This is a genomic window from Stenotrophomonas maltophilia group sp. P373, from assembly GCF_053295075.1.
In genome coordinates this window covers 2,440,157-2,465,413 of the sequence record NZ_CM129994.1, presented here as the reverse complement: position 1 = coordinate 2,465,413, position 25,257 = coordinate 2,440,157, and the positions used below count along the sequence as shown (strand labels likewise).

26 protein-coding genes and 1 pseudogene are annotated in these 25,257 nt (G+C 65.4%); 24 read left to right on the top strand and 3 right to left on the bottom strand.

Going from position 1 to position 25,257, the window contains the following annotated elements; translation table 11 throughout:
• Nucleotides 1-30: 30 nt before the first annotated feature.
• Nucleotides 31-825, top strand: coding sequence for an AraC family transcriptional regulator (locus ACSYHF_RS11460; protein WP_005416883.1), 795 nt, complete (start codon nt 31-33; stop codon nt 823-825).
• Nucleotides 826-860: 35 nt separating this feature from the next.
• On the opposite strand, the gene ACSYHF_RS11455 is transcribed toward ACSYHF_RS11460, so the two are convergent.
• Nucleotides 861-1,682 (bottom strand): alpha/beta fold hydrolase, encoded by an 822-nt coding sequence (locus ACSYHF_RS11455; RefSeq protein WP_447575665.1) that lies wholly within the window; start codon nt 1,680-1,682, stop codon nt 861-863.
• A 146-nt stretch (nt 1,683-1,828) separates the two neighbouring features.
• Here ACSYHF_RS11455 and ACSYHF_RS11450 point away from each other — a divergent pair, with 146 nt between their 5' ends.
• The 6 genes and pseudogenes from ACSYHF_RS11450 to ACSYHF_RS11425 all read left to right on the top strand — a co-directional run bounded on the left by ACSYHF_RS11450 (nt 1,829) and on the right by ACSYHF_RS11425 (nt 5,661).
• A complete protein-coding gene (locus ACSYHF_RS11450; protein ID WP_134955521.1) occupies nt 1,829-2,215 on the top strand; it encodes a hypothetical protein in 387 nt (128 codons plus the stop codon).
• Between the two features lie 42 nt (nt 2,216-2,257).
• Nucleotides 2,258-2,878: pseudogene (locus ACSYHF_RS11445) on the top strand (RHS repeat-associated core domain-containing protein); the annotation flags it as partial.
• Nucleotides 2,879-3,070: 192 nt separating this feature from the next.
• Nucleotides 3,071-3,511, top strand: coding sequence for a hypothetical protein (locus ACSYHF_RS11440; protein WP_134955520.1), 441 nt, complete (start codon nt 3,071-3,073; stop codon nt 3,509-3,511).
• A 312-nt stretch (nt 3,512-3,823) separates the two neighbouring features.
• Nucleotides 3,824-4,153, top strand: a complete 330-nt coding sequence (locus ACSYHF_RS11435) for a hypothetical protein (protein WP_005416874.1) — start codon at nt 3,824-3,826, stop codon at nt 4,151-4,153.
• Between the two features lie 487 nt (nt 4,154-4,640).
• Nucleotides 4,641-5,030, top strand: coding sequence for a hypothetical protein (locus ACSYHF_RS11430; RefSeq protein WP_061479978.1), 390 nt, complete (start codon nt 4,641-4,643; stop codon nt 5,028-5,030).
• A 151-nt stretch (nt 5,031-5,181) separates the two neighbouring features.
• On the top strand, nt 5,182-5,661 hold the full coding sequence (locus ACSYHF_RS11425; RefSeq protein ID WP_240431616.1) for a hypothetical protein: 480 nt from the start codon (nt 5,182-5,184) through the stop codon (nt 5,659-5,661).
• Nucleotides 5,662-5,680: 19 nt separating this feature from the next.
• Here ACSYHF_RS11425 and ACSYHF_RS11420 read toward each other — a convergent pair whose 3' ends face one another.
• Nucleotides 5,681-6,055 (bottom strand): hypothetical protein, encoded by a 375-nt coding sequence (locus ACSYHF_RS11420; RefSeq protein WP_065179221.1) that lies wholly within the window; start codon nt 6,053-6,055, stop codon nt 5,681-5,683.
• Nucleotides 6,056-6,628: 573 nt separating this feature from the next.
• Between ACSYHF_RS11420 and ACSYHF_RS11415 the strand changes: the two genes are divergently transcribed.
• Nucleotides 6,629-6,958, top strand: a complete 330-nt coding sequence (locus ACSYHF_RS11415; RefSeq protein ID WP_005416862.1) for a hypothetical protein — start codon at nt 6,629-6,631, stop codon at nt 6,956-6,958.
• On the opposite strand, the gene ACSYHF_RS11410 is transcribed toward ACSYHF_RS11415, so the two are convergent.
• A complete protein-coding gene (locus ACSYHF_RS11410; protein WP_111128621.1) occupies nt 6,952-7,356 on the bottom strand; it encodes a ribonucleotide reductase subunit alpha in 405 nt (134 codons plus the stop codon). The two genes, ACSYHF_RS11415 and ACSYHF_RS11410, sit on opposite strands and share 7 nt — an antisense overlap.
• Before the next feature lie 194 nt (nt 7,357-7,550).
• On the opposite strand from ACSYHF_RS11410, the gene moaA reads away from it, so the two are divergent.
• The 16 genes from moaA to ACSYHF_RS11330 all read left to right on the top strand — a co-directional run bounded on the left by moaA (nt 7,551) and on the right by ACSYHF_RS11330 (nt 25,256).
• Complete coding sequence (gene moaA / locus ACSYHF_RS11405; RefSeq protein ID WP_111128620.1) at nt 7,551-8,531, top strand: GTP 3',8-cyclase MoaA; 981 nt, start codon at nt 7,551-7,553, stop codon at nt 8,529-8,531.
• Between the two features lie 8 nt (nt 8,532-8,539).
• Nucleotides 8,540-9,535, top strand: coding sequence for a bifunctional molybdenum cofactor biosynthesis protein MoaC/MoaB (moaCB, locus tag ACSYHF_RS11400; protein ID WP_447576438.1), 996 nt, complete (start codon nt 8,540-8,542; stop codon nt 9,533-9,535).
• Nucleotides 9,535-10,788, top strand: a complete 1,254-nt coding sequence (locus ACSYHF_RS11395) for a molybdopterin molybdotransferase MoeA (protein WP_447575664.1) — start codon at nt 9,535-9,537, stop codon at nt 10,786-10,788. Before moaCB ends, ACSYHF_RS11395 begins: the two co-directional genes overlap by 1 nt.
• The gene (locus ACSYHF_RS11390; protein WP_005416856.1) at nt 10,788-11,048 is read left to right on the top strand and encodes a MoaD/ThiS family protein; all 261 of its coding nucleotides are present in this window, start codon (nt 10,788-10,790) and stop codon (nt 11,046-11,048) included. Before ACSYHF_RS11395 ends, ACSYHF_RS11390 begins: the two co-directional genes overlap by 1 nt.
• Nucleotides 11,049-11,051: 3 nt before the next feature.
• On the top strand, nt 11,052-11,552 hold the full coding sequence (locus ACSYHF_RS11385; RefSeq protein ID WP_005416853.1) for a molybdenum cofactor biosynthesis protein MoaE: 501 nt from the start codon (nt 11,052-11,054) through the stop codon (nt 11,550-11,552).
• Between the two features lie 36 nt (nt 11,553-11,588).
• Nucleotides 11,589-12,131 carry a molybdenum cofactor guanylyltransferase gene (mobA, locus tag ACSYHF_RS11380; protein ID WP_329915557.1) on the top strand — a complete coding sequence of 181 codons (543 nt, stop codon included), beginning with the start codon at nt 11,589-11,591 and terminating at the stop codon, nt 12,129-12,131.
• A complete protein-coding gene (locus ACSYHF_RS11375; RefSeq protein WP_447575663.1) occupies nt 12,128-12,493 on the top strand; it encodes a hypothetical protein in 366 nt (121 codons plus the stop codon). Before mobA ends, ACSYHF_RS11375 begins: the two co-directional genes overlap by 4 nt.
• 144 nt (nt 12,494-12,637) lie before the next feature.
• Complete coding sequence (locus ACSYHF_RS11370; RefSeq protein ID WP_069138369.1) at nt 12,638-14,056, top strand: NarK family nitrate/nitrite MFS transporter; 1,419 nt, start codon at nt 12,638-12,640, stop codon at nt 14,054-14,056.
• Between the two features lie 72 nt (nt 14,057-14,128).
• Nucleotides 14,129-17,872, top strand: coding sequence for a nitrate reductase subunit alpha (locus ACSYHF_RS11365; protein WP_447575662.1), 3,744 nt, complete (start codon nt 14,129-14,131; stop codon nt 17,870-17,872).
• Nucleotides 17,872-19,416: a nitrate reductase subunit beta gene (gene narH / locus ACSYHF_RS11360; RefSeq protein ID WP_447575661.1), complete on the top strand. Its 1,545-nt coding sequence runs from the start codon at nt 17,872-17,874 to the stop codon at nt 19,414-19,416. Before ACSYHF_RS11365 ends, narH begins: the two co-directional genes overlap by 1 nt.
• Nucleotides 19,416-20,096 (top strand): nitrate reductase molybdenum cofactor assembly chaperone, encoded by a 681-nt coding sequence (gene narJ / locus ACSYHF_RS11355; RefSeq protein WP_111128611.1) that lies wholly within the window; start codon nt 19,416-19,418, stop codon nt 20,094-20,096. Before narH ends, narJ begins: the two co-directional genes overlap by 1 nt.
• Nucleotides 20,093-20,800: a respiratory nitrate reductase subunit gamma gene (gene narI / locus ACSYHF_RS11350; protein ID WP_005416840.1), complete on the top strand. Its 708-nt coding sequence runs from the start codon at nt 20,093-20,095 to the stop codon at nt 20,798-20,800. Before narJ ends, narI begins: the two co-directional genes overlap by 4 nt.
• Nucleotides 20,801-20,803: 3 nt before the next feature.
• Nucleotides 20,804-21,703, top strand: a complete 900-nt coding sequence (locus tag ACSYHF_RS11345; protein ID WP_005416838.1) for a peptidylprolyl isomerase — start codon at nt 20,804-20,806, stop codon at nt 21,701-21,703.
• Nucleotides 21,704-21,726: 23 nt separating this feature from the next.
• Nucleotides 21,727-23,058 carry an MFS transporter gene (locus ACSYHF_RS11340; RefSeq protein WP_005416836.1) on the top strand — a complete coding sequence of 444 codons (1,332 nt, stop codon included), beginning with the start codon at nt 21,727-21,729 and terminating at the stop codon, nt 23,056-23,058.
• A 195-nt stretch (nt 23,059-23,253) separates the two neighbouring features.
• On the top strand, nt 23,254-24,468 hold the full coding sequence (locus ACSYHF_RS11335) for a hypothetical protein (RefSeq protein WP_005416834.1): 1,215 nt from the start codon (nt 23,254-23,256) through the stop codon (nt 24,466-24,468).
• Nucleotides 24,469-24,479: 11 nt separating this feature from the next.
• Complete coding sequence (locus ACSYHF_RS11330) at nt 24,480-25,256, top strand: helix-turn-helix domain-containing protein (protein ID WP_005416832.1); 777 nt, start codon at nt 24,480-24,482, stop codon at nt 25,254-25,256.
• Nucleotide 25,257: the final 1 nt, after the last annotated feature.

Below are 25,257 nucleotides of genomic sequence, written 5' to 3'. Positions count from 1 at the left end.
AACCAATCGCTAAAACAGGTCAATGTGAGAATGGCTCGCATTTCGCTCCCCGGCTTTGACCTGGACCCGGACGAGACCGATCGCCCGGCGGTCGCCAGCCGCCTGCAGGTGGCCGAGCACGACGCAGAGATTCCCGTGCATGAGCACCGCAAGGGCCAGCTCATTCTTGCGCTGCATGGGGCGGTGACCTGCGAAGTGGCCAACGCGCTGTGGATCGTGCCGCCCCAGTGTGGCGTCTGGATCCCGGGCGGCATGCCGCACAGCAATCGCGCCACCGCCAACGCGCGCCTGTGCTACCTGTTCGTCGAGCCCGGCGTCGTCGACCTGCCGGCGCAGTGCGTGACGCTGGCGATCTCGCCGATGCTGCGCGAGATGATCCTGCACCTGGCCGACGCGCCGCTGGACTACCCGCATGGCAGCCACACCGACCGGTTGGCGCGGGTGCTGCTGGACGAACTGGTGCAGATGCCGGCCGAGCATCTGTCGCTGCCGGTCAGCCATCACCCGAAGGTGCGGGCGTTGGCGGCGGCGCTGTCGGCGGATCCGGCAGATCGCAGCACCATCAGCCAGTGGGCGGTGCGCCTGGCCCTGGGCGAGCGCACATTGACCCGGCTCATCGAACGGGAAACGGGCTTGTCCTTCGGGCGCTGGCGGCAGCAGCTGCACCTGCTCATCGCCATTCGGGAACTCGCCGCGGGCGCACCGGTACAACGCGTTTCCGAGACGCTGGGCTATGAGTCGGTGACGGCCTTCATCACGATGTTCAAGAAAGCGCTTGGCCTTTCCCCGGCGCGGTACTTCGCGGTGCGCCTGCGCGGGCAGTAGCGGGGAACAACGGGGGAAGCCGTTGCCTGGAACGGCTACTTCGAGGTGTCGGAGACCGATTGAATCGCGGCCACCACCGCAGCAGGGTCCTCGCGCTGGAGGGTGTGGCCGGTTGCCAGGTAGCGATGCGTACCGCGCGTGAACCCCGAGAAGAGCAGGGCGTGCTGTGCTTTCCAGAGCGCCTTGCCCGCTGCGGTTTCTTCGAAGAACAGCGGTTCGGCAGCCAGCTGGGTTGCAGTCAGCAGCGCCACCGGCACGTCCGGCATCGTGCGCGGGGTTTCCGCACCGGGTGCATCCAGTTGTTCGGTCAGCACGGCGTAGTCGGCGGCCATGGCCGGCGGCAGCATCGCCCGCAGCTGGGCATCGTCTGCCTGCACGCGGGCACTGTCGGCCTGCTTGAACGCATGGCGCTGCCCCATCGTGGCCGGGTCCACCAGCACCAGGCCCTGCAGGCGCTCCGGATGGCGGCGTGCAAACTCCGTGGCCAGCAGACCGCCATAGGAATGACCCACCAGCACAACGCGGCGACCGGGGGCGAGCGTATCGATCACGGCCGTGAGGTCGGCCAGATGCGCATCGATGCGCTTGGGGTGACCGTCGCTGCCGGACTTGCCGAGTCCCGCACGGGCGTAGGTGATGCTGTGGTAGTCGCGCCCCAGACCCGCAACCACCTCCTTCCAGGCGGCTGCGCCCTGGCCGAAACCGGATTCAAAGACCACGGTGATCGGGCCTGACCCCGTTTCTTCGGCCTGCAGTGCGTAAGCGCCTCGATCCACCTGGATTTCCCCTGCGTGCGCGGTGCCCACTGCGGCCATCATCGCGGCCAGCGCCCACAACGTCACTCGGCTGCTCTTCATTGCCGTTCCCCTGGGCCGTGCGCGTGCCAGCCCTTCCGATGGGTCAGGTCTGCAGCGGAGTGCCACAGCCTGCCGACCTCGCGACGGGTCGTGCTGGTAATGTAGTGAGGTATAACACCTACTCCCTGTGCAGGAAGTCATGGTGCATGAGGTCGCTGCGCCTGCGCTGCGGGTTCTTCCGCCCCCCCCTATCAACGCGGCTGACCTTGCCGGCATCTGGTGCGTCGGATCTGACGCTGCTTTTGCCCTTTGTCGCCGGCGTTGCAGCAGTTGGAGGAAGGGATGCCGGCAATCTATTAGGTTGTATTGGGTATCGTCTGCGCTATGGTTGGAATTCAAACTGTGTATTGAGCCCTATGAAGCTGACGCGCGGATGGTTTCTTGCACTATCTGTAATGTGGCTGGCCATTTTCACTTTGATGCTGTGGCTTGACCGAATCTGGGATGCGTGTGGCGCGTTGCTAGCTGCGACAGCCTTCTTTCTCGTTGCCTTGAGGAGAAAGCAGCATTTGGCTGGTGGATCACAAGAGTAGCGTGCCTTCTCAGCCCCCTCTTCGAAGAGGGGGCTTGAGAATTTTGACTCCACCGGTAATCGCACCCCGCTGACCACTTCGGCAGGCACCGCCAGCTACACCTATCCCCCAACCAGCCATCGCCTGGCTGCGGTGGATGGCGAGGTGCGCAACCATGACGCAGCGGGGAATACCACCAGCATCGGCAGCAAGACGTTCATCTACAACGATGCGAACCGCATGAACGCGGTGAAGCAGGGTAATGCCGTGCAGGAAAGCAACGCCTACAACCATCGCGGCGAGCGCGTGCTGCGTACCCCTGCCGGTGGAACTGCCCAGATCACGCTGTATGACGAAGCAGGGCAGTGGCTGGGCAACTACTCGGCCACGGGCCAGGCGCAACAGCAGGCCATCTGGCTGGACAACTACCCGGTGGCGCTGATCAATGTGCCGGCTACCGGCGTGCCGGAGCTGGCCTACGTGCAGCCGGATCATCTGGGCACGCCGCGTGTCGTGATCGATCCAGCGCGTGATGTCGCGATCTGGGAGTGGAGCAACAAGAGCGAGGTGTTCGGCAACCAGCTTCCGAGTGCCGATCCGGATGGTGATGGTGTGGCGTTCGAACTGGCATTGCGCTTCCCGGGCCAGCAGGCCACGGATGCGAGCGGGTGGTTCTACAACTATAGTGGTTCGATAACTATAGTGGTTCGATCAAAACATCAAGGGCGACTCCACCGCTGACTCCGCTGCGGATCAGCTGGCAAACCGCCTCGGACGATCATCTGGACAAATGAGCCGTACGCGGAGTTGCTCGCAGATGTGCGGGAGCTATCGACCCGGTGGAAACTTCCCTTGCTGATGACTCGGATGCCTCAGATGTACGCTTCCAAGCTGCTCCAAATCGTGACGCTGTCAATCGCACTTTCTGGTTGCATGGAAGTTGCCAGCACCGAGTATGCAGACCGCAATCAAGCCGTCTCAAGGCAAGCAATCGGTGAATCGAAATGGTTGCCTTCATGGTTGCCAGAGGATGCAGTCAACATACGCGAGTCGCACGACATGGACACAAATGAATCGTGGCTGGTTTTCCGCCTGACCAGCGGGGTTCTTGCTTTGCCCGAAGAATGTAGGCCGATGAGCAGGCCGGAGATGTCCGACGCGCGAGTCATGCGGAGATTTCCTCAGTTTGCCCGCAACGCGTGGTCGCGAGCGTCAAGCCATGGCGGCAAGTTCTATCTGTGTCCGGAGGGAAATGTTGGCCGCTGGGTCATGCGCGATGAAGAGCTGGGCCTTGTTTACAGCGGAATAAAATTATAGGTGGCTGGGCGGTCTCACCCAGTAAGCGAAATGCGTGAGGGGCACGTGGCGGTCTCCTTTCCCGGTGCCTGATTCGGCACTTTCCCGCCGAGCGTCGTGTGGGTTCGGGTATGTGTCAAATCGACCTTGCCACTGGTCCGTGTTCACGAATGGGAGGGCCGTGTAGGAAGATCGGATGGTCCGGCAAGCTTTAAGCACCCTGGCGTTCGGCAGGAAGATTGCTGGGCCGCGGTGACGACTGTGCGGGAGGACCTATGGGATATCGGCTCCATGCTCTATTGTGGCTGCAGCGCAGGCGGTGGATGGAGGCGAATGGAAATGAAAGAAAAAATGAGAGAAAGAGAGGCGCTGTCGCCAACTGGCTTCTATGACCAATACTATGCGGACAGTGGCCTGGATCAGGAAACCGTAGTGGAGCTGCTGGAGCATGTTGCAGACGAGCTTCGTTTGCCCTCCGGGAAGCTCCGTCCTGGAGATCGATTTTCGAAGGAACTGTCGCCTGGTGAAGCTGATGGCTGGGACTCGGGGTATGGAGTTTTAATATTCGAGCTTCAATCGCTCGCGAAAGAACGGGGTATTGCAGTCAATCGGCGGGTGGATTCGCTCGACGACTACATTCGTATCATGGCGGGTATCTATTGATGAGGTTGATGCGTACCTGAATGGTTGTATGCGTGAGACGTCGCAGTGCGTACTGAGGATCCGAGGATGCCAAAGGTGAGGTGTGCCGCAGCTGTCATGGCCGGTCTGGTTCTGGCCGGCTGTGCAACATTGGGTGGCGATATGATCGTGCGCGTCTCGGGAAGCGTGCCGCCAGGTCAGGGTGACGTTCGCGCTCTGGATTGTGAGCTGAGCATGCTCGGGGAGGGCGAAGGTGTAGTTTCGTCGAAACCGGTTGGAAGCACATTCTCGGTCCCCATGATGGTCGTTGCAGGGCCGGAACCCCAGAGCTACCAATTCGCCGTTGAATGCAGGGACGGCCGGAGTTTCGCATCCAAGCCGGTGCAGATCAGTAGTCGGCGCTCCTATGCCCGGGATCTCAATCTTGGGGAGCTCCAGGAGCGGTGAGAGAGAGGAAGGGGCGACCGGGGTCGCACCTCCGTCGTATGCATCTGACGGATTCCAGTGGATGAACGAAGATTTCAACTTGCTCGAATGGTGTGACGCCACGTTGCTGGCCATCAACATTGACAGGAGCAAACCTGGCGTATGCGACGAGGTAAAGGTCCACGTGCGCTGGCCGGACGGCCGGCAGGCAACCGTCTGCTTCTCGGAAGCCTACGGGTGCTCGGCGCTCATGAACTTCGGCGTACTGGGGGAGGAGGGAATAGAGTTCGCCAGGGTCGAGGACGACGAGCCGGGGCTTGCTCATCTTCTTGATCGTTGGAAGGCGGTCGGCTATCCGTTGTCCGGCCTGAAGTGTTTCCGTATCGAGACCACCTCGACCGGAAGCGTAATTCTCATCTACGCCAGGACATGGCGGATCGAGCATCTGCCGATGGCGGGTGCAGTGCCCTGAAGGACATTCCGTGCCCAGATTCCTCACCCCCGACACGGTCTCCCTCATCCAAGGGAAGCGGCCTGAGAAGACCGAGCGGAGATGTGTTTGGGGTCATGATTTTTGGCCCTGCGGCGACGTTGTCCGCCACACTCTGCAAACTGGGGCCTTGATGATGGTGAGGATCCTGACAGCACTACTTCTGATTGGAGTCGGACTTGGATTCTCTGGCGGCGCATGGGCTGTAGGAAAGCGGCCCTTCAAGATGATCCAGTTCTGCGTGCATGACCAAGAGGGCGTGAATCGGTTCAAGCAGACCCTCAGCTCTATCGCCAACGACGAAGGAATGCAGTACTTCGATGGCAGCGCTGAATTGGATCGCCAGCTTGCCAGAGCAAAGGTGGACGTGAAGCGCCCTGTCGTCTACGTCGGAGTGAAGCGGGAAGATGGCTCTGGACTGGAGGCGGGGAACTTCGGATTGGATCGCTTCGAGATAGCCATCGGCTTCTCTGAAGGGAAGATGCCCGCCGAGGCACGGTCATTTTCTTTCCGCGTCGAACGCACCTTGGCCGAGCGCTGGAATGTACTCGCGATTCCCTCGGCGAAGGGCGCTACGCCGCTGGCATGTCGGGTGGAAGGCGGTTCTCGCTGAAGGGCGTTGCACATGACATTCACCCTTCGGGCTGCAAGCGCCCCACCGCCTGCGCGCACAACGACTGGCAGGCCATGACCAACCCCTCCATCACCCGGTCGCCCACGTACTGCCCGGGTTCGCCATTCTGCCGGGTGCGCTCCGCCGCCAGCAGCATTTCCAGCACCACCCGCAACCCGCTCAGCGCGCAATCGGCATCGGCGAGGGCCAGGAGGCGGCCGGGCAGCTGGTGACGCTCCGGCCAGGGTTGCCCGTCGGCCGCCGCACCGGAGCCGATGCGGTGGAGGTTGGCAATGAAGGTGTTCCTGTCCACTGGCGGCGCGGCTTGTGGCGAACCGTCGTCGCCGGCGGTGCTGCGGTAGGCGTGCAGATGCGGGAAGTCCGACTCGTTCATGGCAAGGCTCCGTGCAGGGCAATCGGTAGCCGCCACCCATAAAAGTGGCGGACGGTACGTGGTTCGAACACCGGGTTGATGTCAGTCCGGCGGGCCCGAAGGCCCCCACGCACCGCCCGCCATAGCCGGCAGACGGATTGCCAGCCGGCGCCACGCTAGGGTGGCGCCGGCTGGCAAGCGCATACATCAACATCAACTCGGGTGTTCGAAGCCCGGCCACCCTTTTCCGGTGGCACGCCATCTGAGCCCCTGGCGCTGTGCAATGCCAATCAGAAGAGTTGTAAACAACACTCGATTGGAGACGCTTTCGGCATTCTCCCATGCTGTTAAGCACTGCCAGCGCTGGCTGGCGCGGCGGTCCGCCCGCACCGTGCAATCTGCGACAGATGTCGAGGTTGGGGGGCGTTAGGGAACAAAGGGGGAGGGGCGATGACGACAGGCTCTGCGGGGAGCGACCTGTGTCGAGCATGGCCCGCGTCTACAGGCGCCAAAGCGTGACGTGCGACTCGGGTTGACGTTCCCAGCCACCAAGCGCAGGCTTGTTCAGCACGTTTCCTAAACAGAAGGAGACTTATGACCGCCACCGCTTCGCTGCACCCCACCCCCGACACCCAAGGCCGTTCCCGCCTGTGGAGTGTGTTCTGGCTGCAGGGCGTCATTCCCAGCAACATTCTGTGGGCGGTGGCCCTCTGGGCGCTGGCCAACCAGCGCACCACGCTGCTGCTGGGGGTATTTGCCGTGCTGCTGCTCTATACCGGCTGGATCATCCCGGCGGTCTGGCGGGCGGCGCCCACCGCGCACAACCCCAACCTGGGCGTGGCGGCGCGCGGGCTGACCGTGGCCTGGGGGCTGAACACCGTGCTGGTGATCTTCTTCCTGACCCTGCAGCTGGTGGCTCAATAGAACTGAACGGGCTCGCCGCCACGGTCGAAGGCGGCGAAGCGGCCGATCTGACCGCCATGGATGGCGTTGACCATCAGCTGCAACGGGCGCGCGGCTTCGTCGCTGTTCGGCGCGAAACCGCCACGGCCATCCAGCGCCGCTACGAACACCAGGTCCCAGTCGATGCCGGTGGTGGTCGATTCGGCCGCCAGCGCCTGGAAGCTGGGCACCTCGGCCGGCAGCTTGTCCACGCACAGCACCGGCGACAGGGTGCCGCCCTCGCGGCGGTCATGCCGGTCGCGCTGGTCGCTGGTGGGCGATTCGGGCAGCTCGGCGCGCACGAATACGAACAGCAGGCGTTGCGGTTCAGCCTGCTCGCCGGCGGCGTGCAGCAGTTGCTGGAAATCGTTCATCATCATGAGGGTTGTCACACGCCCGCTGCACGGAAAGCCGCATGCTGCCACAACGCCTTCCGCGGGGGGCCGAACGCGATTGATTTAAGTCATGCCGATGGAACTGAAGGCCGCGTACTCTGGCAATCGTTCCAGCAGGCGAGGGTATCCGGGCCGTTCCGGGCACAGGCAAGACGGTGGAGCAACAAGGTGGACCAGCCATGAGCCAACTCACCGACGGTTTCGGACGCAGCTTTCCGTACCTGCGCCTGTCGTTGACCGAAGCCTGCAACTTCCGGTGCAGCTACTGCCTGCCCGACGGTTACCAGGCCGATGGCCACCCGCGTTTCCTGCAGGTGGAGGAGATCGGCCGCCTGGTGCGGGCCTTTGCCGCGCTGGGGATGAGCAAGATCCGCCTGACCGGTGGCGAGCCCAGCCTGCGCAAGGATCTGGACGAGATCATCGCCACCGTGGCGGCGGTGCCGGGCATCCGCAAGGTGGCCATCACCACCAACGGCACGCTGCTGCCGCGGCGGCTGCCGGGATGGCACCGGGCAGGCCTGACTGCGCTGAACGTGAGCATGGACAGCCTGCAGCGCGAACGCTTCAATACCATCACCGGCCATGACCGCCTGCCGGAGATCCAGCAGGGCCTGGCGCTGGCGCAGGCGTTGGGCCTGCCGGCGATCAAGCTCAACGCGGTGCTGCTGCGTGGCCTGAACGACGACGAGCTGCCGCAGTGGATGGACTACCTGCGTGACCGCCCCTTCAGCGTGCGCTTCATCGAGCTGATGCGCACCGGCGACAACGAAGCCTATTTCCAGCGCCACCACCTGCGCGCCGATCGGGTGATCGAGCAGCTGCTGGCCGCGGGCTGGCACGAGCGCCCGCGCGCGGCCGATGCCGGCCCGGCGCGCGAGTTCGGTCATCCGGACCATCGCGGCAGCATTGGGATCATCGCGCCGTATTCGCGTGACTTCTGCAAAGGCTGCAACCGCCTGCGGGTGACCGCCAAGGGCGACCTGCGGCTGTGCCTGTTCGGCGAGTTCGGCGTGCCACTGCGACCGCTGCTGCAGCGCGATGAGGACCACGACGCGCTGCTGGCACGCATCACCACCCAGCTTGGCCTGAAAGCGGCCGGGCATGGACTGCACCAGGGCCAGACCGGGCTGACCCCGCACCTGGCCTCGATCGGAGGATGAGCAACACGATGAGTGGGGAATTGAATGCGGCCTTCCATATGGCCGATGTGCGCAACAAGCGCATCACCCGCCGCCGTGCGGTGGCGGTGGGCGAGTTGCATGCCGGTCCAGTGGCCTATCCGCTGATCGTCGAGCGCCGCCTGCCCAAGGGCGATGCGCTGGTGATGGCCGAGATTGCAGGCCTGCAGGGTGCCAAGATGGCGTCGATGCTGATGCCGCTGTGCCATCCGCTGCCGCTGGAACTGGTGCAGGTGTTCTGCGCGCCGGTGCCGGAACGGCAGGCGATCCGCGTGTGGTGCGAGTGCGCCAGCGAGGCCCGCACCGGCGTGGAGATGGAGGCACTGGCCGGCGTCAACGCGGCGCTGCTGACCCTGTACGACCTGAGCAAGCCGGTGGAACCGGCGCTGCGCATCGAAGGCATCCGCCTGCTGTTCAAGGAAGGCGGCAAGCGCGGTGTCTGGCTGCACCCGGATGGCATGGACGAGGCCGAGCGCGAGCGGTTCAAGCCGCGTGCGCCGAAGGGGCTGCAGGGCGCGGCCTGCGCGGTGATCACGCTGAGCGATCGCGCCAGCGAAGGCACCTATGAGGATATCTCTGGCCCGACCCTGGTGACCGGGCTGAAGAAGCTGGGGGGCGAGGTGGTAGCCGCCGAGGTACTGCCCGATGGCATCGAGCCGTTGGCGGGCCGCCTGCAGGCCTTGGCCGCCGAGGGCGTGCGCCTGAGCCTGTGTACCGGTGGTACCGGGCTGGGCCCGCGTGACCTGACCCCGGAGGCGCTGCGTTCGTTGAATGCGCGGCCGGTGCATGGCCTGGCGCAGATGGTGCGGGCACTCAGCGCACAGCACACGCCGATGGCCTGGCTGAGCCGCGCCGAGGTGGTGCAGCTGGGCAACATGCTGGTGTTTGCATTGCCGGGCAGCCCGAAGGCGGCGGCGCAGTGCCTGGACATCCTGGCGCCGGTACTGGGCCACGCACTGGCAATGGTCGAGGGTGGTGGCCACTGATGATTGCCTATAGCGAAGCCTTGCAGCACCTGCTGGACGCGGCCACGCCGCTGCCGGCCGAACGCCTGCCGCTGCACGAGGCCGCGGGCCGCACGCTGGCCCGTGACATCCACAGCGCACAGTCGCTGCCGCCGTTCGACAATTCGGCGATGGACGGCTTCGCGCTGCGCGCCAACGGCGTGGCATTCGAAGCCGGTACCGAATTCGGGGTACAGGGCTGGCAGGCGGCCGGCGATGCCGGTGCCGAAGGCGGCGAGGGTGCCTGGGAAATCATGACCGGCGCGCGCATGCCGGTCGGGCTGGACACGGTGGTGCCGGTCGAGAATGTGGAGATCCTCTCCAGCGAGGACGGCCGCCCGACCCGCATTGCCCTGAAGGGATTGGTGAAGCCGGGCCAGAACGTGCGCCTGCGCGGCGAGGATGTAAGCGACGGCGAGCGCGTGCTCCAGGCCGGGCAGGTGCTGGATATCAACGCGCGCACCCTGCTGCATGCGATCGGCGTGGGCGAGGTGGCGGTGGTGGCGCGGCCGAAGGCGGCAGTGATCGCTACCGGCAAGGAGTTGGTGACCGAGGCGGCGCAGACGCTGGAATCCGGCCAGATCCGTGACAGCAACCGGCCATACCTGGTCGGCCGCCTGCAGGCCGCCGGTGCCGAGGTGGTGTGGCAGGGCACGGTGGGCGACGACGTGGCCGCGTTCAATGCGGTGCTGGATGAAGCGCTGGCTGCGGGTGCGCAGCTGTTGATCAGCACCGGCGCGGTGTCGGCCGGCCGGTACGATTTCGTTCCCGACGCGCTGCGCGGACGGGGTGCGCGCATCGTGTTCCACAAGGTGGCGATCCGCCCCGGCAAGCCGTTGCTGTTTGCGGTGCTGCCCAATGGCGCGCTGTATTTCGGCCTGCCGGGCAACCCGGTCTCGGCGGCCGTGGGCCAGCGTTTCTTCGTCGAGCCGGTGCTGCGCCGCCTGCTGGGGCTGGCGCCGGAGCCGGTGCTGACGCTGCCGCTGCAGGCCGACGTGCGCACGCCGCCGGGCCTGCGTTTCCATGCGCGGGCGCGGGTGGAAGTGGACGCGCAGGGGCGCCTGAGTGCGCGCGTGCTGTCCGGGCAGGAATCATTCCGTTTGAAGTCCATGCTGCAGGCCAACGCCTGGGTGGTGCTGGAAGCCGAGGGAGACCAGGCCAGCGCGGGCACCTACGTGCGGGTGCAGGGCTGGGGTCACCACGAACCGGTGCAGCTGGTGAGCCAGGAGTCATGATGAAACAGGTGAATCTGCAGTTGTTCGGTGCGTTTTCCGATCTGGATGCCAGCCGTGAAATCGCGGTGGAGGTGGCCGGTGGCACCGTGGCCGATCTGCGCCAGGCGCTGCGCGAGCTGCTGCCACTGCGTTGGCCGGGTTTCCGTGCCGGCCTGCTGGATTACTCGGCATTCGCCGATCAGCAACGCGTGCTGCGCGACCACGAGGCGCTGCCCGACGATGGCCGGGTGGCGATCCTGCCGCCGGTGAGCGGGGGCTGAGCGATGAGCGAGACGATCATTGCCAAGGTGGTGGACCGCGCGCAGGCGGCGATCGATCCGGCCGAGGGCATCGCGGCGGTGTCCGATCCGGGCTTCGGTGGCATCGATGTGTTCATCGGCAAGGTGCGCGATGTCAACATCGGCCGGCCGGTGACCGGGATCACCTACGACCTGTTCGAGCCGCTGGTGTTGAACGAGTTCAAGCGGTTGGCCGCCGAGGTCGAGGCGACGTTTGGCCCGAAGCTGAAGCTGTATGTGGCCCATGCCAAGGGCCGACTCGGCATCGGCGATGTGGCGGTGGTGGTGGCCGCCGGCAGCCCGCACCGTGACGAGGCATTCCGGGCCTGCCGGCAATTGATCGAGGTGGTCAAGCACCAGTGCCCGATCTGGAAGCAGGAACATTACGAAGACGGCGACAGCGCGTGGAGCGAGGGCTGCAGCCTCTGCCACGCGGACAGTGAACCTGCACATGCCCATGACCATGCGCACGATCATCAACATTGATGCCGGCGCAGCCACGCATGGCGTGGCTCTACTGCGATGAGCATCACCGGCATCGTGCTGGCCGGTGGCCTGTCCACCCGGATGGGCCGCGACAAGGCGCTGCTGCCGTGGCAGGGGCGCACGCTGCTGGAACACATGCGGGGCCTGTTGATGCAGGCTGGCGCACGCGAGGTCTGGGTCAGCGGAAATTACCCGGCGTTCGGCGGCATACCGGACCGCGTGGCACGTTGCGGGCCGCTGGGCGGGCTCTACAGCGTGGCGACGCGCATGCCCGATGGCCCGGCCTGGGTGGTGCCGGTGGATACACCGCTGCTGCCGCCGCGATTGCTACAGCAATTGCGTGACGGCCATCGCGGTCCATGCACGATCTTTGCGGGCCACCCCCTGCCCATGCTGGTGGATATAGACGATGCTTGCCGCAACGTACTTGGATCGATGCTGGATGACCCGGACGGCCCGCGCTCGCTGCAGGCCCTGCAGCGCCGTCTTGGCGTGAATTCCGTGGCCCTGGCGCCGGTTGACGAGGCCGGGCTGGTCAACTGCAATACCCCCGAACAATGGGAGGATGTTGCGTCATGAAAGTGCAGTTTCAGGACCAATCGGTACGGCTTCGCCTGGACGAGGCCGAACTGGCGCGCCTGCTGGCCGGTGAATCGGTCGAGAACATGACCCGCTTCGGCGGTATCGAGGGTTGGGGCATGGCGGTGTCGCTGCATGGCGGCGAGCGGCCGGTGCTGCTCGATGGTGGCACCTTCTGCCGCCTGGTGCTGCCGCGCCCGGCGGTTGAGGCCTTGGCGGCGCGGCTGCCGTGCCGGGATGGCCTGCCATTCGACATTGCCCTGGAAGATGGCAGCCGGCTTCAGCTGCAGTTCGATGTGGACGTGCGCGACAGCGTGCGCCAGCGCGGAGTCACGCGCCGCAATACCGCTTCATCGGTTTGACATTTGTCAGGGGCAGGGTGAAAACCGGCCCCTGATTGATCCAGATCAACCCCGTCGTAGTTGCCGCACGGCCTAATGGCTGCACGACGACGGGTCACAACTTGAAAGCAATACCCACGTCATTCCACAGCCTTGGAGCCATGTATGACCGTCGGTAGCGATCCTGTTGTCCGCAGCACTGCCCGTCCGGGTCGCGTCATCAGCAACTGGACGCCGGAGGACCCCGGCTATTGGGAGCGCACCGGCAAGCGGGTTGCCACCCGCAACCTGGTCATCTCGATCCCCTCGCTGCTGCTGGCCTTCTCGGTCTGGGTGCTGTTCTCGGCGGTGTCGATCAGCCTGCCGAAGATCGGCTTCAACTTCAGCACCGACCAGCTGTTCTGGCTGGTGGCGCTGCCCAGCCTGTCCGGCGCGACCCTGCGCATCTTCTATTCGTTCGTGATCCCGATCTTCGGCGGCCGCCGCTGGACCGCGCTGTCGACCGCCTCGCTGCTGGCGCCGACGCTCTGGCTCGGCTTTGCGGTGCAGGACCCGGCCACGCCGTACTGGGTGTTCGTGGCCATCGCGATCCTGTGCGGCTTCGGTGGCGCGAACTTCTCATCGTCGATGTCCAACATCTCCTTCTTCTATCCCAAGCAGAAGCAGGGCCTGGCGCTGGGCCTGAACGCTGGCCTGGGCAATGTGGGCGTGTCGGTGGCGCAGGCGGTGATCCCGCTGGTCATCACCGTAGGCGTGTTCGGTGCGCTGGGTGGTGCACCGCAGCCCACGGTGGAGGGTGGGGCATCACTGTTCCTGCAGAACGCCGGCTTCATCTGGGTGCCGGCCATCGCGCTGTGCGCCATCGCGGCCTGGTTCGGCATGAACGACCTGACCAGCGCCCGCTCGTCGTTCTCCGAGCAGGCGGTGATCTTCCGCCGCAAGCACAACTGGCTGATGTGCTGGTTGTACATCGGTACCTTCGGTTCCTACATCGGTTTCTCGGCCGGCTTCCCGATGCTGGTGAAGAGCCAGTTCCCGGACGTGAACCCGCTGGCCTACGCCTTCATCGGCCCGCTGCTGGGCGCACTGATGCGCTCGGTGGGTGGCAGCATGGCCGACCGCTGGGGTGGCGCACGCCTGACCTTCTGGGTGTTCGCGCTGATGATCGCCGCGGTGTTCGGTGTGTTGCACTTCCTGCCCAGCGATGGCCAGGGCGGCAACTTCCATGGCTTCCTGCTCAGCTTCATGGCGCTGTTCGTGCTCAGTGGCATCGGCAACGGCACGACCTTCCGCATGATCCCGGTGATCTTCCGCACGCTGCATGAGCGCTGGTCGGCCAACGACAACGCCGAGGGCAAGGCTACCGCCGCGCACCAGGCCAGCATCGAGTCGGCTGCGGTGGTCGGCTTTTCCGGTGCGATCGGCGCCTACGGCGGTTTCTTCATTCCCAAGAGCTACGGCTCGTCCATTACGTTGACCGGCAGCCCCGACATGGCGCTGTACGGATTCGTTGTTTTCTATGTCACCTGCCTGGCCGTGACCTGGTGGTGGTACTACCGGCGCGGTGCCGAGACACCCTGCTGACGACATGAAAACGCACCGCAGCCAGATGACACACACAGCCACGATGCCGATGTCCGCAAAGGGAGATCCCCGATGAGTTATTTCCTCGATCGCTTGCAGTTCTTCAAGCGTGACCCCCAGACCTTTGCCGATGGCCATGGATTTGCCAAGAGCGAGGGCCGCGACTGGGAAAACAGTTACCGCGCCCGCTGGCAGTACGACAAGATCGTGCGGTCCACCCATGGGGTGAACTGCACCGGCTCCTGCAGCTGGAAGATCTACGTCAAGAACGGCCTGGTCACCTGGGAAACCCAGCAGACCGATTACCCGCGCACGCGTCCGGACCTGCCCAACCATGAACCGCGTGGCTGCCCGCGTGGCGCCAGCTACTCCTGGTACCTGTACAGCGCCAACCGGCTGAAGTACCCGCTGATCCGTGGCACGCTGCTGCGCCTGTGGCGCGAAGCGCGCAAGAGCAAGGCCCCGGTCGATGCCTGGGCCAGCATCGTGGAGGACAAGGAGAAGGCGCGTTCGTACAAGACCCGCCGCGGCATGGGCGGCTTCGTGCGCCTGCAGTGGGAAGAGGCCAACGAGATCATCGCCGCCTCCAACCTGTACACGGTGAAGCAGTACGGCCCGGACCGCGTGGTCGGGTTCTCGCCGATTCCGGCGATGTCGATGGTGTCCTACGCCGCCGGTGCGCGTTACCTGTCGCTGCTGGGTGGCGCCTGCCTGTCGTTCTACGACTGGTACTGCGATCTGCCGCCGGCCTCGCCGCAGATATGGGGCGAGCAGACCGACGTGCCCGAATCGGCTGACTGGTACAACAGCCGCTACATCATCGCCTGGGGCTCGAACGTGCCGCAGACGCGTACGCCCGATGCGCACTTCTTCACCGAGGCGCGCTACAACGGCACCAAGACGGTGGCGATCTGCCCGGACTATTCCGAGCTGGCCAAGTTGACCGACCACTGGCTGCACCCCAAGCAGGGCACCGACGCGGCGCTGGCCTTTGCGTTCGGCCATGTGATCCTGCGCGAGTTCCATGTCGACTCGCCCTCGCAGTATTTCCAGGACTACTGCCGCCAGTACTCGGACATGCCGATGCTGGTGCGCCTGGAGCGCCGCGACGATGGCCGCCTGGTGGCGGGCCGCTTCCTGCGCGCCAGTGAGCTGGGCGGGCTGGGTGAAGCCAACAACCCGGACTGGAAGACCCTGGCCTACGACGAGAACAGCGGCCAGATCGTGGTGCCCAATGGCTCGATCGGTTTCCGCTGGGGTGAAAAGGGCCGCTGGAACATCGAAGAGAAGGCCAGCAATGGCGCCGACACGCGCCTGCGCCTGAGCTTGTCCGACGCCAACGACGGCATCGAGGCGGTGAGCTTCCCGTACTTCGGTGGCATTGAAAGCGACGGCTGGACCGCCGCGCCGGCCGAAGACGTACTGGACCGCAACATTCCGGTGCGCCGGCTGGCCACGGCCGATGGCGGCCAGACGCTGGTAGCCACGGTCTACGACCTGCTGCTGGCCCAGTACGGCGTGGACCGTGGCTTTGGCGGCGGCAACGTGGCATCGAGCTTCGATGACAGGGTGCCGGGCACGCCGGCGTGGCAGGAGCGCATCACCGGCGTGTCGCGCGCCGAGGTAATCCAGATCGCCCGCGAGTTCGCGCGTACCGCCGACAAGACCCACGGCCGCTCGATGATCATCGTCGGCGCGGGCATGAACCACTGGTTCCACAACGACATGAACTACCGCGGCCTGATCAACATGCTGATCATGTGTGGTTGCGTGGGCCAGACCGGCGGCGGCTGGGCGCATTACGTGGGCCAGGAGAAGCTGCGCCCGCAGACCGGCTGGCAGCCGCTCGCGTTCGGCCTGGACTGGAGCAAGCCGCCGCGCCACATGAACGGCACCTCGTTCTTCTATTTCAACACCGGGCAGTGGCGTTACGAGAAGCTGCAGGTGGACGAGCTGCTGTCGCCGCTGGCCGATGCCCGCAAGTACAGCGGCAGCCTGGCTGACCTGAACCTGCGCGCGGTGCGCATGGGCTGGCTGCCGAGCACCCCGCAGCTGGACCGCAACCCGCTGCAGCTGGTACGCGAGGCCGAAGCGGCCGGCGTGGCCCCGGCGGACTACGCGCTGGGCAAGTTCAAGGATGGCTCGCTGGACTTCGCCTTCGCCGACCCGGACGCCAGCCAGAACCACCCGCGCATGATGTTCATCTGGCGCTCGAACCTGCTCGGTTCCTCGGGCAAGGGCCATGAGTACATGCTGCGGCACCTGCTGGGTACGCGCCACGGGCTTCAGGGCAAGGACCTGGGCGAAATGGGCGCAGTGAAGCCGCAGGAGGTGAAGTGGCGCGACGAGGCGCCGGAAGGCAAGCTGGACCTGCTGGTCACGCTCGACTTCCGCATGTGCACCACCGCGCTGTATTCGGACATCGTGCTGCCGACGGCAACCTGGTACGAGAAGGACGACCTCAACACTTCGGACATGCACCCCTTCATCCACCCGCTGTCGAAGGCGGTGGACCCTGCGTGGGAATCGCGCAGTGACTGGGACATCTTCAAGGAGGTGGCCCGCACCGTGAGCGAGATGGCGCCGGGCGTGCTGGGTGTGGAGAAGGACCTGGTGCTGGTGCCGACCCTGCACGACACCCCCAACGAGCTGGGCATGCCGTTCGGCGTGGCCGACTGGAAGAAGGGTGAGTGCGAGGCCATCCCGGGCCAGACCATGCCGTCGATGACGGTGGTGGAGCGTGACTACCCGAACCTGTACCGCAAGTTCACCTCGCTCGGCCCACTGCTGGACAAGCAGGGCAACGGCGGCAAGGGAATGAGCTGGGACACCAAGCACGAGGTCGAGTTCCTCGGCAAGTTGAACCACACCGTGCACGAAGAAGGCGTAAGCCAGGGCCGCCCGGCCATCTCGACCGCAATCGACGCGGCCGAAGTGATCCTGCACCTGGCGCCGGAAACCAATGGCCACGTGGCAGTTAAGGCCTGGGAATCGCTGGGCACCTTCACCGGCCGCGAGCATACGCATCTGGCGGTGGGCAAGGAGCACGAGGCGATCCGCTTCCGTGACATCCAGGCGCAGCCGCGCAAGATCATCTCTTCGCCGATCTGGTCGGGACTGGAAGACGACAACGTCAGCTACAACGCCGGCTATACCAACGTGCACGAGCTGATTCCGTGGCGCACGGTGACCGGTCGCCAGCAGTTCTACCAGGACCACGAATGGATGATCGACTTCGGCGAGGCCTTCATGAGCTATCGCCCGCCCGTCAACACGCGCACGGTGGAGCCGCTGCTGAACCAGCGCCCGAACGGCAACAAGGAGATCGTGCTGAACTGGATCACCCCGCACCAGAAGTGGGGCATCCACAGCACCTACAGCGACAACCTGATCATGCAGACGCTGTCGCGCGGTGGTCCGATCGTGTGGATCAGCGAGGACGACGCGCGCAGTGCCGGCATCGTCGACAACGACTGGATCGAGCTGTTCAACGTCAACGGTGCGATCGCCGCGCGTGCGGTGGTCAGCCAGCGCGTGATGCCGGGCATGGCGATGATGTACCACGCGCAGGAACGCATCATCAACGTGCCGGGCTCGGAGATTTCCGGCACCCGCGGCGGCATCCACAACTCGGTGACCCGCATCGTGCTCAAGCCGACCCACATGATCGGCGGCTACGCGCAGCTGGCCTATGGCTTCAACTACTACGGCACCTGCGGAACCAACCGCGACGAGTTCGTGATCGTGCGAAAGATGGACAAGATCGATTGGCTGGACGATGAGGCAGTACCTGCAGCTGTAAAGGAGGTGGTGTGATGAAGGTCCGTGCACAGATCGCGATGGTGCTGAACCTGGACAAGTGCATCGGCTGCCATACCTGCTCGATCACCTGCAAGAACGTCTGGACCTCGCGCGAGGGTGTCGAGTACGCCTGGTTCAACAACGTGGAAACCAAGCCGGGCATCGGCTACCCGAAGGAATGGGAGAACCAGGACAAGTGGAACGGCGGCTGGGTGCGCAGCCGCGCCGGCAAGCTGGTGCCACGCGCGGGCGGCCGCTGGCGCATGCTGGCCAAGATCTTCGCCAACCCGGACCTGCCGCAGATCGACGACTACTACGAGCCGTTCGATTTCGACTACCAGAACCTGCACACCGCCAAGGACAGCCAGCACCAGCCCACCGCACGCCCGCGTTCGCTGATCAGTGGCGAGCGCATGCAGAAGATCGAGTGGGGCCCGAACTGGGAGGAGATCCTCGGTTCGGAGTTCAGCAAGCGCTCACGCGACTGCAACTTCGACCAGGTGCAGAAGGAGATCTACGGCGCCTTCGAAAAGACCTTCATGATGTACCTGCCGCGCCTGTGCGAGCACTGCCTGAACCCGGCGTGCGTCTCGGCGTGCCCCTCGGGCGCGATCTACAAGCGCGAGGAAGACGGCATCGTGCTGATCGACCAGGACAAGTGCCGCGGCTGGCGCATGTGCGTGTCGGCGTGCCCGTACAAGAAGATCTACTACAACTGGAAGAGCGGCAAGTCGGAGAAGTGCATCTTCTGCTACCCGCGCATCGAGATGGGTGAGCCAACCGTGTGCTCGGAAACCTGCGTGGGCCGCATCCGCTACCTGGGCGTGATGCTGTACGACGCCGACCGCATCGCCGAGGCCGCTTCGGTAGCCGCCGAGAAGGAGCTGTACCAGGCCCACCTGGACATCTTCCTGGACCCGAACGATCCGGCAGTGATCGCCGCCGCGCGCAAGGAAGGCATCCCGGACAGCTGGCTGGATGCGGCCAAGCAGTCGCCGGTGTACAAGCTGGCGATCGACTGGAAGCTGGCGCTGCCGCTGCACCCGGAATACCGCACGCTGCCGATGGTCTGGTATGTGCCGCCGCTGTCGCCGATCCAGTCCGCCGCCGAGCGTGGCCGCGTGGGCATGAGCGGCGAGCTGCCGGACGTGGCGTCGCTGCGCATCCCGATGCGCTATTTGGCCAACCTGCTGACGGCCGGTGACGAGGCGCCGGTGGTACGCGCGCTGGAGCGGCTGATGGCGATGCGTGCCTGGCGCCGGGCCAAGAACGTGGACGGCGTGGAAGACACCGCCGTGCTGGAACAGACCGGGCTGAGCATCGCCCAGGTGGAAGAGATGTACCGCTATCTGGCCATTGCCAACTACGAGGACCGTTTCGTGATTCCGACCGGCCACCGCGAGTACGCCAACGACGCCTTCGGTGAGCGCGGCGGCTGCGGCTTCACCTTCGGAAACGGCTGCAATGGTGACAGCCCGGCGGACCTGTTCGGGCAGCGCAAGACCACCACCTTCGTGGTGGACAAGGGCCCGAACCAGCGCCGCAAGGAGGTGGTGTGATGAGGGTGCTCAAGCTGGTCGGGGTGTTGCTGGACTACCCCCGCGAGGAACTGTGGGAGCACGGCGAGGAGCTGCTCGCCGCCTGTGACGACCCGGCGCTGAACCCCGCCCGCCGCCAGCAGCTGCGCAGCTTCGTGCAGCAGCTGCTGGCCACCGATGCGCTGGATGCACAGGCGGCGTGGCTGGCCAGTTTCGACCGCGGCCGTTCGATGAGCCTGTTGCTTTTCGAACACATCCATGGCGAGTCGCGCGACCGCGGCCAGGCCATGGTCGATCTGGTCGAAACCTACCGCCGCAACGGCTTCGAACTGGATGCCCGCGAGCTGCCGGATTACCTGCCGTTGCTGCTGGAGTTCCTGGCCCACCGCCCCGGTAGCGAGGCCCGCGAGTGGCTGCACCACATCGGCCATATCGCCGGGATGCTGGCCGCGCGTGCCGCCGAGCGTGAGCTGCCGCACCGGGTGCTGTTCGAGATCCTGGTCGAAGCCGGTGACGGCAAGGCCGATCTGCAGGCGCTGCGCCAGCGTGCCAGCGAGGAAGTCCGCGACGATACCGCCGAGGCCATGGACCGCTTGTGGGAGGAGGAGGCGGTGCGCTTCGGCGCCGAAGCCCCTGCCGAAGACTGCAAGCCGCCCGTGCGTTCGCCGGCCCGTCCTTCGCATCGTGAGGTCCAGCCATGAGTTACTCCCTGCATCAATTCGCCTTCCAGTACTACCCGTACATCGCCGTGGCAGTGCTGCTGATCGGCAGCTGGGCCCGCTATGACAAGGCCATGTACACCTGGCGCACCGGCTCCAGTCAGATGCTGTCGGACAAGGGCATGCGGCTCGGCAGCAACTGCTTCCACATCGGCATCCTGGCCATCCTCGGCGGCCACCTGGTCGGGCTGCTGACGCCGCACGCGGTGTACGAGCACTTCATCACCTCCTCGCAGAAGCAGATGCTGGCGATGGTGGTCGGTGGTGTGTTCGGCGCACTGTGCTTCATCGGCATCAGCATCCTGCTGGTACGCCGCCTGTTCAATGCGCGTGTTCGGGCTACCGGCAGCTTCGGTGACACCCTGGTGCTGGTGCTGCTGTTCGCGCAGCTGTGCCTGGGCCTGTACAGCATCCGCGTCTCGTCCGGTCACCTGGACGGCGGGGTGATGGTGCAGCTGGCCGAGTGGGCGCAGCACATTGTGACCTTCCGTGCCGGTGCCGCTGATTACATCGAGGGCGTCAGCTGGGTCTACAAGATGCATATCTTCCTCGGCCTGACCCTGTTCCTGATCGCGCCGTTCACCCGCCTGGTGCACGTATGGAGCATTCCGATCAGTTACCTGTGGCGGCCCTACCAGGTGGTGCGCCGCCGTCAGGCCACGCTGCGCTATGGGCCGCGGGAGTAAACCATGCGCAGCCTGCCGAAATTCCTGCCGATTACCGTGATCGACTCCGCGGCACCGGTTCCCGCCGAGGCGCATTCGCACCACCATGACGCGGCGGCGCAGGGGCCGCGTTCGCTCGGGCAGCCGGCACCGTGCCGGCTGTTCGTGGACGAGACCGCGATCAGCGAGGCCGACATCGCCCGCGAGATGCAGCACCACCGGGCGATGCGCCCGGAACAGTCACGTGCCGAAGCGGCACGTGCACTGGTGGTGCGCGAACTGCTGCGCCTGGAAGCGCAGCGGCTGGGCCTGCAGGCGCCGGAGGGTAACCGGGTAAGTGACGAGGAAGTGCTGATCCAGCAGCTGCTGGAAGACGCGATCGAAGACCGCGTGCCGACCGATGAAGACTGCCGGCGCTACTTCGAGCAGAACCCGGAGCGCTTCCGCTCCCCCGACCGTGTGCGCCTGCGCCATATCCTGCTGGCCGCACCGGCCGACGACGTGGCCGGGCGCTTCGCTGCACGCACCGAGGGCGAGCGGCTGGTCGGACTGCTGAAGGAGTCGCCGCACCTGTTCGCCGATTTCGCCCTGCGTCATTCACGCTGCCCGTCCAGCAGCGAAGGCGGTGACCTGGGCTGGCTGCAACGTGGGCAGACCACGCCGGAGTTCGACCGACAGGTGTTCCGCCTGCGCGAAGGCCTGGCCGGATTCCCGGTGGAATCGCGCTGGGGCTACCACGTGGTCTGCGTCGATGCCCGCGAGGAAGGCCAGCCGCAGCCGTTCGAGGCCGTGCTGCCGCAGCTGCGTGACTACCTGGAGTTGCAGGTGCGGCAGCGCGAGGTGCAGGCCTACCTGCTGCAGTTGCAGGAACGCTACCCAGTGCGCGGGCTGGATGAGATCGAAGCCGAAGCGGATATCGGCTGAACCCCTTTGAACGAGGAAAATTCATGAACCAGGCCCTTGCCCCCGCCAGTGCCGGGCAGCAGCAACGTGCGCTGTGGCTGAGCACGTTCGCCTTCACCGTGTGCTTTGCGGTGTGGATGATCTTCTCGATCATTGGTATCCAGATCAGTCAACAGCTCGGCTTGAATGACACCCAGTTCGGCCTGTTGATCGCCACGCCGGTGCTGACCGGCTCGGTCAGCCGCGTCTTCCTCGGTATCTGGTCCGACCAGTTCGGTGGCCGCAAGGTGATGGTGCTGGTGATGCTGTGTGGTGCAGTCGCTACTTGGATGCTGACCTACGCACAGACCTACAGCCAGTTCCTGGTTGCCGCGCTGTGCGTGGGTATCGCCGGCGGCAACTTCTCGGTGGGCGTGGCCTACGTCTCGAAGTGGTTCCCGGCCAGCAAGCAGGGCACTGCGCTGGGCATCTTCGGTGCCGGCAACATCGGTTCGGCGGTGACCAAGCTGCTGGCGCCGCTGGTGATGGTGGCGGCCGGCTGGACCATGGTTGCCAAGGTCTGGGCCGTCGCGCTGGCGGTCACTGCGGTGCTGTTCTTCCTCTTCAGCAAGGAAGACCCGTCTCTGGAACAGCGCCGCCGCGAAGGCGTGAAGCCGGTGCCGTTCGCCGAGCAGATGGCACCACTGAAGAACCTGCAGGTATGGCGGTTCTCGCTGTACTACTTCTTCGTCTTCGGCGGCTTCGTGGCGCTGGCGTTGTGGCTGCCGCACTACCTGGTTGGCGCCTATGGCATGGACGTGGGCCACGCCGGCATGCTGGCGGCGTGCTATTCGATCCCGGCCAGCCTGTTCCGCGTGGTCGGTGGCTGGATGTCGGACCGGATGGGCGCGCGCCGGGTGATGTACTGGACCTTCGGCGTGTCGGCCATCTGCACCTTCCTGCTGGCCTACCCGGATACCGAGTATGTGGTGAAGGGTATCCACGGCCCGCTCCATTTCCATCTGGCCATCGGCGTAGTGATGTTCACCGTGCTGGTGTTCGTGCTGGGCTTCTTCATGTCGCTGGGCAAGGCCGCGGTCTACAAGCACATTCCGGTGTATTACCCCAGGCATGTGGGCGCGGTGGGCGGCGTGGTCGGCATGATCGGCGGCCTGGGTGGCTTCGTCCTGCCGATCGTGTTTGGCGCGTTGAACGATGCGGTGGGCATCTGGAGCAGCTGCTTCATGCTGCTGTTCGTGCTGGTGGCGGCTGCACTGGCGTGGATGCATTTCGCGATCCGCCGCATGGAACGTCGCCACTTCCCGCAGATCGACCGCGAAACCGACCTGCCCGAAGCCATCGACGCGGCCGCCGCCGAGCGGGTGCGCGGCGGGTGAAGGGTGCTGCCGGCCAGCGGCCGGCACTACCAGGACGATACGCGGCGGGTGAAGGGGTGATGCCGACCAGCGGCCGGCACGACCGAGTGGTGGGTGAAAGGGTAGTACCGGCCGCTGGCCGGCAGGAACCATCAGATTCGCCACGCTTGATTTCAATCAGGGCCACGCGAAGAGGAACGCCCGAAGATGTCTGCCATGAGCTTCCACGTTGACGAGAGCGAGGACACTGCGCTGCAGGCGGCATTGCTGCGGCAGCCACGGCACGTGCTGTTTCCGCCGGCTGACCAGTTCAGTACCGGCTTTGGCGAAAGCGGGTGGCGCGCCGCCGTGCGCGCCAGCAACGAGCACCTGATCCCGCGTGGTTTGACGCTCGGCTTCCAGGCGGGTCGTGGCGGGCGCGACGTGCCACCGCAGGCGTATCTGGACACCCTGCTGCTGGCGCTGCGCCTGCAGGCCGGCGCGCTGGCTGAAGATCGCGAGGTGGTGGCAATGGTGCTGCAGTTGGGGCTGGCCGAGACGCTGCCGCCACCACAGCTGGGCCAGCTGCTGGATGCCGTGCCGCAGTACTTGCGCACCGTGGCGCGGCCACAGGTGGAGGTGCGGCTGGACGCGGGCAGCGCGCTGGCGCCGGCACAACTGCGTGCGGTGGGCTGCACCCGCCTGAACGTGATTGATCGCGCCGATGCACCCGGGCCGACGCTGCTGGCGCATGCGCGACAGGTGGGCTTTACCGCGCGATACTACCAGTTGCGGGTGCCCGGCAGCGCGGATACCGGCTTCATCGAACGACTGCATGAGGTGCTGGCCGAAGCGCCCGAGCGCATCCTGCTGCCGGCGCCTTGCGCGCTGCCAGACCATCCCTCGGCGGCACGATGGCTGCAGAGTTGGCGCCTGCTGCGCGCAGCCGGCTACGAACCGATCGGTGGTGACCACTACCAGCGCGGCGACCTGCCGATCCCGCATGGCCCGGGCGATGGCCAGCGTCATTGTGACCTGGCCGGCGTGCCACGCCGCGACCGCAGCGATTTCATCGGGCTTGGGCTGTCCGCCTGCAGCCAGATCGGCGAGGTGTTCTACCGCCTGGAGGACGAACTGGGCGAATGGCGTGCGCGGCTGCAGGCTGGGCATATGGGCGTGTCTGCTGGATTGATCCTGTCCGAAGACGAGCGACTGGCGGCCGAGGTGGCGCAGAGTATCGCCTGCGATCACGCGCTCGATGCGGTTGCCTTCGAATGGCGCAACGATGAACCGTTCGAAGAATGCTTCGCCGGGCAGCTGCCAGCATTGGCACCGTTGCTGGCGCGCGGCTGGGCGCACTGGGATGCGCGCGTGCTGCGGCTGGCCGAAGAAGGGCGCCTGCTGTGGCGTATGATGGCCGCATGCTTCCGGCCGGCGGCCGCCATCGCTTGAGTCTTGCCCAGATGTCTTCGAATCCGCCTTCGCACGGCCGCCTTGGACAGGCCACCCCGAACCCCGCCGCCGCCGATGACGGCGACGCGCTGCACTTCTGCAGCACCTGCGCGTTTTCCGACGCCTGCATGTCGCAGGGCTACGACAAGACCGCACTGGGCGATCTGCACGTGCTGGTCGACCACGTCGGTCCGTTCCATGCGGGTGACTACATCTTCCGCGCTGGCGAGTCGTTTGATTCGATTGCTGCGGTGCGCGCCGGCATGGTCAAGACCTTCGTCGACGACAGCCAGGGCAACGAGCAGGTGCTGGGCTTCAGCCTGCCGGGCGAAGTGATCGGCCTGAATGCGATCCACGGTTCGCGCTTCCCCTGCAATGCGGTGGCGCTGGATACGGTGCATCTGTGCCGCATCTCGTTCCCAAAGCTGAGCTCGCTGGCCACGCGCATGCCCGGGCTGCAGGCCAAGCTGTTCAGCCTGCTCAGTGCGGAGATCGGCAAGGTCGCCACGCTGGCCGCCAACCACCGTACCGAAGAGCGCATGGCCGCATTCCTGCTGGACATGTCCGAGCGCTACGCGCGGCGCGGTTTTTCTGCCACGCGCTTCAACCTGACGATGGCGCGTACCGAGATCGCCAACTACCTGCGGATGGCGCCGGAAACCGCCAGCCGCGTGCTGCGCCGCCTGAGCGATGATGGGATCATCGCGGTGAAGCAGCGTGAGATCCTGCTGCTGCAGCCCGAGCGCCTGGCCGCGCTGGCGGTGGCCGACGAATCCGATCCGAACTGAA

What these genes read in the sequence shown, in the direction of transcription:
- ACSYHF_RS11460 (WP_005416883.1), top strand. Translation starts at nt 31, where the DNA reads ATGGCTCGCATTTCGCTCCCCGGCTTTGACCTGGACCCGGACGAGACC.
- ACSYHF_RS11455 (WP_447575665.1), bottom strand. Translation starts at nt 1,682, where the DNA reads ATGAAGAGCAGCCGAGTGACGTTGTGGGCGCTGGCCGCGATGATGGCC.
- ACSYHF_RS11450 (WP_134955521.1), top strand. Translation starts at nt 1,829, where the DNA reads ATGAGGTCGCTGCGCCTGCGCTGCGGGTTCTTCCGCCCCCCCCTATCA.
- ACSYHF_RS11440 (WP_134955520.1), top strand. Translation starts at nt 3,071, where the DNA reads ATGTACGCTTCCAAGCTGCTCCAAATCGTGACGCTGTCAATCGCACTT.
- ACSYHF_RS11435 (WP_005416874.1), top strand. Translation starts at nt 3,824, where the DNA reads ATGGAAATGAAAGAAAAAATGAGAGAAAGAGAGGCGCTGTCGCCAACT.
- ACSYHF_RS11430 (WP_061479978.1), top strand. Translation starts at nt 4,641, where the DNA reads ATGAACGAAGATTTCAACTTGCTCGAATGGTGTGACGCCACGTTGCTG.
- ACSYHF_RS11425 (WP_240431616.1), top strand. Translation starts at nt 5,182, where the DNA reads ATGATGGTGAGGATCCTGACAGCACTACTTCTGATTGGAGTCGGACTT.
- ACSYHF_RS11420 (WP_065179221.1), bottom strand. Translation starts at nt 6,055, where the DNA reads ATGAACGAGTCGGACTTCCCGCATCTGCACGCCTACCGCAGCACCGCC.
- ACSYHF_RS11415 (WP_005416862.1), top strand. Translation starts at nt 6,629, where the DNA reads ATGACCGCCACCGCTTCGCTGCACCCCACCCCCGACACCCAAGGCCGT.
- ACSYHF_RS11410 (WP_111128621.1), bottom strand. Translation starts at nt 7,356, where the DNA reads ATGATGATGAACGATTTCCAGCAACTGCTGCACGCCGCCGGCGAGCAG.
- moaA (WP_111128620.1), top strand. Translation starts at nt 7,551, where the DNA reads ATGAGCCAACTCACCGACGGTTTCGGACGCAGCTTTCCGTACCTGCGC.
- moaCB (WP_447576438.1), top strand. Translation starts at nt 8,540, where the DNA reads ATGAGTGGGGAATTGAATGCGGCCTTCCATATGGCCGATGTGCGCAAC.
- ACSYHF_RS11395 (WP_447575664.1), top strand. Translation starts at nt 9,535, where the DNA reads ATGATTGCCTATAGCGAAGCCTTGCAGCACCTGCTGGACGCGGCCACG.
- ACSYHF_RS11390 (WP_005416856.1), top strand. Translation starts at nt 10,788, where the DNA reads ATGAAACAGGTGAATCTGCAGTTGTTCGGTGCGTTTTCCGATCTGGAT.
- ACSYHF_RS11385 (WP_005416853.1), top strand. Translation starts at nt 11,052, where the DNA reads ATGAGCGAGACGATCATTGCCAAGGTGGTGGACCGCGCGCAGGCGGCG.
- mobA (WP_329915557.1), top strand. Translation starts at nt 11,589, where the DNA reads ATGAGCATCACCGGCATCGTGCTGGCCGGTGGCCTGTCCACCCGGATG.
- ACSYHF_RS11375 (WP_447575663.1), top strand. Translation starts at nt 12,128, where the DNA reads ATGAAAGTGCAGTTTCAGGACCAATCGGTACGGCTTCGCCTGGACGAG.
- ACSYHF_RS11370 (WP_069138369.1), top strand. Translation starts at nt 12,638, where the DNA reads ATGACCGTCGGTAGCGATCCTGTTGTCCGCAGCACTGCCCGTCCGGGT.
- ACSYHF_RS11365 (WP_447575662.1), top strand. Translation starts at nt 14,129, where the DNA reads ATGAGTTATTTCCTCGATCGCTTGCAGTTCTTCAAGCGTGACCCCCAG.
- narH (WP_447575661.1), top strand. Translation starts at nt 17,872, where the DNA reads ATGAAGGTCCGTGCACAGATCGCGATGGTGCTGAACCTGGACAAGTGC.
- narJ (WP_111128611.1), top strand. Translation starts at nt 19,416, where the DNA reads ATGAGGGTGCTCAAGCTGGTCGGGGTGTTGCTGGACTACCCCCGCGAG.
- narI (WP_005416840.1), top strand. Translation starts at nt 20,093, where the DNA reads ATGAGTTACTCCCTGCATCAATTCGCCTTCCAGTACTACCCGTACATC.
- ACSYHF_RS11345 (WP_005416838.1), top strand. Translation starts at nt 20,804, where the DNA reads ATGCGCAGCCTGCCGAAATTCCTGCCGATTACCGTGATCGACTCCGCG.
- ACSYHF_RS11340 (WP_005416836.1), top strand. Translation starts at nt 21,727, where the DNA reads ATGAACCAGGCCCTTGCCCCCGCCAGTGCCGGGCAGCAGCAACGTGCG.
- ACSYHF_RS11335 (WP_005416834.1), top strand. Translation starts at nt 23,254, where the DNA reads ATGAGCTTCCACGTTGACGAGAGCGAGGACACTGCGCTGCAGGCGGCA.
- ACSYHF_RS11330 (WP_005416832.1), top strand. Translation starts at nt 24,480, where the DNA reads ATGTCTTCGAATCCGCCTTCGCACGGCCGCCTTGGACAGGCCACCCCG.